Genomic DNA, 5,422 nt, shown 5'->3' with positions numbered 1-5,422 from the left:
GCGCCAACCTGCCCACCAGGATCACGCGCGGCGTCAGCGTCGCGTACTTTCACTATGGATCGGATCGGTCGCGCTTCAAGCAGGTGCTAACCGGCAGCGGCAGCACCGAGACCACGCGCTACGTCGGCGGGCTGTACGAGCACGTGAACAAAGGCAGTCTGACTACCCGCCGGCACTCTATCTACGCCAACGGCCAGTTAGTGGCGCTGCGCATCACCCGCAGTTCGGGCGGCAATGACACGCGCTACGTGTATCGGGATCACTTAGGGAGCATCGACGCGTTCACGCGTGTCTCCGGCGAGGTGGTCGAGCGCCTCGCCTACGACGCCTGGGGCAAGCGCCGGCAGCCCGACTGGAGCGACGCTGCGGGGCAACAGAGTTCGGCGGTGACGCCGCGCGGTTTCACCGGTCACGAGCACCTGGACGACGCGCGTTTAATACACCTGAACGGACGCGTGTACTATCCGGCGCTGGGCCGCTTCATCTCCGCCGATCCGTTCGTGCAGTTTCCACACAACGGCCAGAGTCTGAACCGCTACAGCTACGGCTATGTGCTTATGGCAGACCGATTTGATCTATAAGCAATCCTCGTAAACAGTATTCAGGTCCAGCGTCCAGCCGAATTCGGAAAGCTCAATCTTATCTGCTTGCTCAAGGCGCGTGAGATCCCAGCCAGTGGCGGTGCGCCGGTACAAATCAACCTGCCGCCGGTCCTGGGCAATCAGCAGGCAATAACGAACCGACGGAATCGCTTTGTACATTTCGAATTTTGCGCCGCGATCGTAATCGGCAGTCGAGCGCGACAGTACTTCGGCAATTAGCGTTGGCTCAGTAACACGGTTGTCCTTGGGATTAATCAGCTGACAGGTAACGACGACATCCGGATAAGCCGCTTCGCCGGTTTGCGATGACACCAGCTTCACGTCGGACATAAAAACGCGGCAATTTGAACCGCGCAGACCAGAACGCAGGGCGCTGGCCAAATTGAGTGTGATCGTGTTGTGCGCAATCGTGCCGCCAACCATCATCCGCACGATTCCGTCGACGAATTCATATCGCTCTTGTTGACTGTTTTCCCAGGTAAGGAAATCTTCTAACGTCCAGGGGCTACGCAACAGTTCGAGCATAATGAACACCTACAAAATATAATGGCGCGTGATTTATATTATCGTACTCATAATCGCATGAAATGCGAGAGACTTTGAAGGCGATGAACTAAAACGTTCACGCGGGAGAGCCGGGTCGGCCGTGGCATGCTGGAATTGCGTCGGATTTGCTGGCCTCGTCGATTGGTTGGCAGGTCATTTTCATACGCAATGTGGCGATAGATCGCACCGAACGAACGCCGCAGTCCGCTGGTTGAAGGTTAACCGACCTTTACGTTCAAACACATCCAGTGGGCTTGGGCAGCCCGGCGTATCGGCAGGCCTGCCTGGCGGGACCTTCGGGAAACAGCCGGTAGAGATAGGCGCTCTTCGCCTTGTCCTGACCCAGACGCTCGCCGACCGCGCGAACCAGCACGCGCACCGACGGCGCGATGCCGTACTCGTGGTAGTAATCGCGCAGAAAATGAATGACCTCCCAGTGTTCTTCGGTGAGGGTCACGCCGTCACGGCCGGCCATCGTGCGCGCGACCTCTCGCGTCCACGCCTCGATATCCTTGAGATAGCCTTCCGGATCAGTCTCGTAAAGTTTGTCGTCGATCTCCAGGATCATAATCAGCTGATATAAGCGAGTGGCGGGCCGGTACCAGTGTCGCCGGATAATCCAAGTCGGGTTCAAAGCCACGCCTGTACGCTGTGATGCTCGACAACAAGATCGACAAAACCGCGATAGTCAATGAGTTTGACGCCATCAATCACCTGAACCTGGTCGTAGCCGCGCGCCCGCAAGTCCGGCTCCAGCACATAGAACGACAAATTTTTCATGGCGCTGTTTATTGTATCGACGAATGTCGTCTGGCTTAACGCGGCGTAGACAGCATCCTCGATCAACAGGATGCTGGCCCCGGTAATGGCGTGGCGCAAACAGCTTTCCAGCGCGGCGTGGCTGAACGGCGACTTGTTTACCGTGTGCAGCGTTGTCATGGCGAGGCGCTAAAAGCTGAGTACGACATCCTGCTGCGCCATTAACTCGGCCAGCGCCTGTGCCGTGACAGGCGCGGCCTCGACGAGCAGATCCGTGGCGTCCAGGCCGCGTGCCTGTAGCGACTCGCGTTCCACGTAAAGCTTACTGACCCCGAAATCCTTAAGCGCGCGAAAAGTTTTCGAAAAATTCTTGGCTCCGATCCATTGCGTGTCCTGTTTTGCTACGAGCTGATAAATCCCGTCGTCGAGGAACGCCAAGCTCACATCCTGATCGAACGCGCCCGCAATGAGTGCAATCTCGAGCGCCTCCTGGGCGTAGATGCTGCCGTGGGGTGGCTTGCGGTTCACTAACATGAACTTCTTGATGCGGCTATTCGGTGCCACTTTGTTGGTCATACGACAGTACCCGTTTATGCCACGGCGTTGATCGCCAAACCCCTGAGCGTTCGCTCACTGCCGGCTTTTGCGGGCGAGGCGTGTTCTTCAATCACCGAATACCACCAGCCGCTCGGCGTCGATGCCGGCTTCTATCAATTGCCCCAGGCCGGCGATGCGGAAGCCCGGCGCCAGATTGTCGCCGTCTTTGCCATGACGTTGCGCTTCCCTGCTATCCAGCACGCCCCGGCGCTGAGCGGCGCTGACGCACACGGCCAGATCGAGCCCGTATTGTGCGCCGAGCTCGTGCCAAAGCCCGGGTAAATCGCTTTCGTCCTGTGGTGCGACGTTCAGTCGGGTGCCGGCATGGACACCGTTGTGATAGAAGAAAACCCGCAGAATTTCGTGGCCTTTTTGCAGCGCCGCGCGGCTAAAGTGATACGCGGTGCCGGCCGCCTGATGCGTAAACGGGTCGCCGTTCACCATGATCGCAAGTTTCACGAGCTTATTCCGTGCGGCCCACATATCCCGTGGCAATTTCGGGCCCGCGTTAATCCCTTGCTCATACCGGGTTTATGCAGGCGTGATGCGACGCGATGCGGGGCTGATTGACATATATGAATAATGGACCCTATTATTGATCGTTGCCTTGGGTATATTTTCCCAAACCAGGACACACCACACGACACAGGATAGTGCAACGCTTCAGAAATGACGCGCATCAGGGGTAAGTACCCAAAGTATGGCTCTCGATCTTACTAATGCAATATCCGCGGCGGTCAACCGGCTGCTGTACCCGCTGGTACGGGTGCTATTGCGCCAAAGCATGCCATACGGGGCATTCAGCGACCTGGCCAAACGCGTGTATGTTGACGTGGCCGGGCAGGAATTTGGCATTCCGGGTCGCAAACAGACAATCTCTCGAGTCTCCATCATGACCGGGTTAACGCGCAAGGAGGTGCGGCGCATACAAAGCCTGCCCACCGCCGATGACGCCGATGCGATCGCACATTACAATCGTGCGGCCCGCGTCATCTCCGGCTGGCGGCGCGATCCGCGCTTCACCGATGCGGCCGGCGAACCGATCGACTTACCCCCGGAAGGCGAAGCAGGCAGCTTCGCCGACCTCGTCAAGCGCTTCTCCGGTGATGTGCCCGTGCGCGCCATTCGCGACGAACTGCTGCGCGTCGGCGCCGCGGAGATCACCGATACCGGCTACTTGCGACTGCGCGTCCGCGCGTACGTGCCCAGCGGGAGTGAGATCGAAAAAGTGAGCATCCTCGGCATCGATGTCGCGGACTTGTTGACCACGATCACGCATAATATAACCACCGGCGACGCTGACCCCCGTTTCCAGCGCAAGGTGGCCTACGACAACCTGCCGACGGAAGCGGTGGGCGAGTTCAAGGTCATCGTAAACAGGAAGGCCCAGGAATTGCTGGAAGAATTCGACCGCTGGCTGGCGGCCCGTGATCGCGACGTCAATCCGCAGCTTGAAGGGAGTGGCCGGCAGCGCGCCGGGCTCGGCATTTATTATTTTGAAACCGACATGGGCCAAGAGGACTAACGATGACCGCGCGCCTGGCCGTACTGCTGATGGCCTTGAGCTCAATGCTCAGCGTGAGCTGTGGTGGAGGCGGTGGCACGCTCGCCGGCGGCGGTATCGCGGCACGGGCATATCGAACGGTACGGTTACCGCGTTCGGCAGTATCTTCGTCAACGGGATCGAATTCGACACCAGCCAGGCCCAGTTCACGCGCGGCGGGCAGCCCGCGACGGAATCCGACTTCAATGTCGGCGAAGTGGTCACGGTCACGGGCACCTTCGACGAAAACGGCCGCACTGGCGTCGCGCAACAGGTGATGTACGAGTCAGTGGTGAACGGTGTGGTCACGAATGTGCCCGCGATCGACGACGGCGAGATCGAAGTGCTGGGTCAGCCGGTTATCATCACGCCGGCGACGGTGCTCGGCAATTTCGGCGGCGTGTCGGAACTGCTGCCGGGCAACGTGCTGGAGGTCAGCGGTTTCGTCAACGCCGACAACAGCATCACCGCGACGAGTATCTTCAGGACGCAGACGCTGTTCATTCCCGGCGTCAGCTCCACCGAGATTCGCGGCTTTGTCAGCGGCCTGGATGAAACCGATCTGACCTTCGAGATCGGCGATTTGACCGTGCGGTTCTCCGCGCCACAGCTGCTGGATGACGATCTCGCCAACGGTGTGCTGGTCGATGTCGCGAGCGACGTCGATCTCTTGAGTGGCGAGCTGATCGCCAATGTGGTGCAGGTGGTTGACGACTCCCTGGGGGCCGTAGCGGGCGAGGACGTGGATCTCGAAAGCCCGATCACGGATTTCACATCGCCCACCGACTTTGAAGTTGGCGGCCAGCGCGTAACCACCACGCCGGCGACTGAGTACGAGGACGGCACCGTGGCCGACCTCGTCCAGGACATGCTGCTCGAAGTCGAGGGCGTGATCGGGGCGGACGGTGTGCTTATAGCCGAGGAAATCGGGTTTCAGTTACCCGAAGTAATATTCCAGGTTGGGGGTACGGTCTTCGAGGTTGATCCGGCCGCGGGCACGGTCACCCTCACGAGCGGCATCGATGGACAGTTGAATACCGTCTCGATGGGTGACGATACGACGTTTGTGGACGACAGCGAGCTGGAGCTTCGGCCTTTCGGCCTTACCGACATTCACACCGGCGATGTGCTGAATGCCACGGCTTTCCGTCGCGGCGACGCGCTGATTGCGATTCGAATCGAGCGTGAGGACTCAGCCGACGATATCGACGATGACGACGGGGGGCTTCCCCCGCCGCCGCCCGATCCCGATCCGGTGCCACCGCCGCTGCCCGATCCCGATCCGCCGCCACCGCTGCCCGATCCCGATCCGGTGCCGCCGCCGCTGCCCGATCCCGATCCGCCGCCGCCGCTGCCCGATCCCGATCCGCCGCCA

General features: G+C 59.8%; 8 protein-coding genes. 3 read left to right on the top strand and 5 right to left on the bottom strand.

The genetic code is table 11. The features are described 5' to 3' along the window. On the top strand, positions 1 to 581 hold a 581-nt coding region (locus H0V34_14755), incomplete at its 5' end, for a hypothetical protein (GenBank protein ID MBA2492883.1). Here the strand turns inward: H0V34_14755 and H0V34_14750 are convergent. The 5 genes from H0V34_14750 to tusD form a co-directional block, all read right to left on the bottom strand. After that, positions 576 to 1,127, bottom strand: coding sequence for a Uma2 family endonuclease (locus tag H0V34_14750; protein MBA2492882.1), 552 nt, complete (start codon positions 1,125 to 1,127; stop codon positions 576 to 578). The genes H0V34_14755 and H0V34_14750 overlap by 6 nt on opposite strands. A gap of 256 nt (positions 1,128 to 1,383) precedes the next feature. Continuing rightward, on the bottom strand, positions 1,384 to 1,716 hold the full coding sequence (locus tag H0V34_14745; protein MBA2492881.1) for a TusE/DsrC/DsvC family sulfur relay protein: 333 nt from the start codon (positions 1,714 to 1,716) through the stop codon (positions 1,384 to 1,386). 62 nt (positions 1,717 to 1,778) lie between these two features. Next, positions 1,779 to 2,087: a sulfurtransferase complex subunit TusB gene (gene dsrH, locus H0V34_14740; protein MBA2492880.1), complete on the bottom strand. Its 309-nt coding sequence runs from the start codon at positions 2,085 to 2,087 to the stop codon at positions 1,779 to 1,781. Positions 2,088 to 2,096: 9 nt separating this feature from the next. After that, positions 2,097 to 2,483: a sulfurtransferase complex subunit TusC gene (gene tusC, locus H0V34_14735; GenBank protein MBA2492879.1), complete on the bottom strand. Its 387-nt coding sequence runs from the start codon at positions 2,481 to 2,483 to the stop codon at positions 2,097 to 2,099. Between the two features lie 87 nt (positions 2,484 to 2,570). Further along, a complete protein-coding gene (tusD, locus tag H0V34_14730; protein MBA2492878.1) occupies positions 2,571 to 2,963 on the bottom strand; it encodes a sulfurtransferase complex subunit TusD in 393 nt (130 codons plus the stop codon). 241 nt (positions 2,964 to 3,204) lie between these two features. On the opposite strand from tusD, the gene H0V34_14725 reads away from it, so the two are divergent. Together H0V34_14725 and H0V34_14720 are read left to right on the top strand one after the other, a co-directional pair. Then, complete coding sequence (locus H0V34_14725) at positions 3,205 to 4,029, top strand: hypothetical protein (GenBank protein ID MBA2492877.1); 825 nt, start codon at positions 3,205 to 3,207, stop codon at positions 4,027 to 4,029. Then, a partial coding sequence (locus H0V34_14720) for a hypothetical protein (protein MBA2492876.1) occupies positions 4,001 to 5,422 on the top strand: 1,422 nt, incomplete at its 3' end. The genes H0V34_14725 and H0V34_14720, both read left to right, overlap by 29 nt.

The sequence above is a fragment of the Gammaproteobacteria bacterium genome (genome assembly GCA_013696315.1).
In the GTDB taxonomy this organism is placed as follows: Bacteria; Pseudomonadota; Gammaproteobacteria; order JACCYU01; family JACCYU01; genus JACCYU01.
The sequence above is the reverse complement of the archived record's forward strand: the minus strand, read 5'-3'. Positions and strand labels throughout refer to the sequence as shown.

Bases quoted from the DNA above. Each gene is read 5' to 3' on its own strand.
- H0V34_14745 (MBA2492881.1), bottom strand. From the start codon at position 1,716: ATGATCCTGGAGATCGACGACAAACTTTACGAGACTGATCCGGAAGGC.
- tusC (MBA2492879.1), bottom strand. From the start codon at position 2,483: ATGACCAACAAAGTGGCACCGAATAGCCGCATCAAGAAGTTCATGTTA.
- H0V34_14750 (MBA2492882.1), bottom strand. From the start codon at position 1,127: ATGCTCGAACTGTTGCGTAGCCCCTGGACGTTAGAAGATTTCCTTACC.
- dsrH (MBA2492880.1), bottom strand. From the start codon at position 2,087: ATGACAACGCTGCACACGGTAAACAAGTCGCCGTTCAGCCACGCCGCG.
- H0V34_14725 (MBA2492877.1), top strand. From the start codon at position 3,205: ATGGCTCTCGATCTTACTAATGCAATATCCGCGGCGGTCAACCGGCTG.